The organism is Paraburkholderia acidipaludis NBRC 101816 (assembly GCF_000684975.1).
Taxonomy (GTDB): Bacteria; Pseudomonadota; Gammaproteobacteria; order Burkholderiales; family Burkholderiaceae; genus Paraburkholderia; species Paraburkholderia acidipaludis.
Genome location: NZ_BAXZ01000056.1, coordinates 1 through 1,349 on the forward strand (window position 1 = coordinate 1; position 1,349 = coordinate 1,349).

A 1,349-nucleotide genomic window follows, 5' to 3' on the forward strand; every position below is an offset into this window, starting at 1 on the left:
GACTAATGGAATGAACGCGTCCCACCCGTGACCGCAGGAGCAAACGAAGGTGGGTCTTCACGGGCCAACGGCATCGATGTGCCAAGGTGGAAAATGCACGCATTTCCCGGCGACCGGAGGACCCACAGATGAATGCTATGCCAGTAGGTGTTGATCTTGCAAAAAATCTGTTTCAGGTGCACTACATCGATCCGCAAACAGGCGAAATCGTAAATAAGGCAATCAAGCGAGCACAGTTTGCTGAGCATTTTGCAAACCGTGCGCCGTGCCTGGTCGGCATGGAGGCCTGCGGCAGCGCACATCACTGGTCAAGGCAACTGATGAAAATGGGCCATCAAGTCAAACTGATGCCCGCGAGATTTGTGAAGGCTTTCAACATCGGCAACAAGAACGATGCGGCGGACGCGCGGGCGATCTGGCTGGCAGTGCAGCAGCCGAGCAAGGGTGTTGCGGTGAAAACGGAGATGCAGCAGGCAGTGCTGATGTTCCACCGACAACGCGAACAGCTGGTGAAGTTCCGCACGATGCAGACCAACGGCTTGCGCAGCATGCTGGCCGAGTTCGGCGAGGTAATGGGCAAAGGGCGAACCGCGATGAACAAGGCTATATACGACGCGCTCGCACGCATTGAGCAGCGCCTGCCGAAGGCGTTAATCGATTCGTTACGTGAGCAATGGTCGCGGATCGAAAAAATGGACGAAGAGATCGCGGCGATTGAGCGACGGCTACGTGAGTGGAAGAAGGAAGACAAGGCTGTGAAGGCGATCTGCGAGATACCTGGTGTTGGCCTGCTGACGGCAACAGCGGCAGTCGCGATGATCGGCAATCCGAAAGCATTCAGCTCTGGCCGAGAGTTCGCGGCGTGGGTGGGCCTTGTGCCAAAACAGACAGGTTCGGGAGGCAAGGTGAGCCTGCACGGAATCAGCAAACGCGGCGACGGGTATCTACGCAAAATGCTAATTCACGGGGCGCGTAGTGTCGTTGCAAACGCGAAAGATCCCGGTCCGCGGATCGAGCAGATGAGAAAGCGACGACCGTCGAATGTGGTGGTGGTTGCCGTGGCGAACAGGATGGCGCGGACGATCTGGGCAGTGCTCGCTCATGACCGACCGTACCAGAAAGACTATGCGTGCGTGAAACCGACCTGAACGGTGGACGCGACTCGGAAGATTAGTGCTTTACAAAATGCAAGGCTAGACGTCGAAAGGTTGCGTTGGTGATCGAGTGTGATGACAAGACAGGTCGGACCGTGATTCGCGAAACCTGGTCAGTGGTATGAGCTTCGAGCTCGTTAGACTAATGAGGTGCGAATCAGCGGATTTCATAGGGGCCCGCAGCGGAAACCGGCT

At 56.6% G+C, this 1,349-nt stretch carries 1 protein-coding gene; it reads left to right on the forward strand.

Translation table 11 applies throughout. From position 1 onward, the window contains the following. The first annotated feature begins 128 nt into the window (after window positions 1–128). Complete coding sequence (locus tag BAC01S_RS29760) at window positions 129–1,148, forward strand: IS110 family RNA-guided transposase (RefSeq protein ID WP_027798018.1); 1,020 nt, start codon at window positions 129–131, stop codon at window positions 1,146–1,148. Window positions 1,149–1,349 lie beyond the last annotated feature (201 nt).

Excerpts from the sequence above, each read along its gene's own strand:
- BAC01S_RS29760 (WP_027798018.1), top strand. The coding sequence starts at position 129 with ATGAATGCTATGCCAGTAGGTGTTGATCTTGCAAAAAATCTGTTTCAG.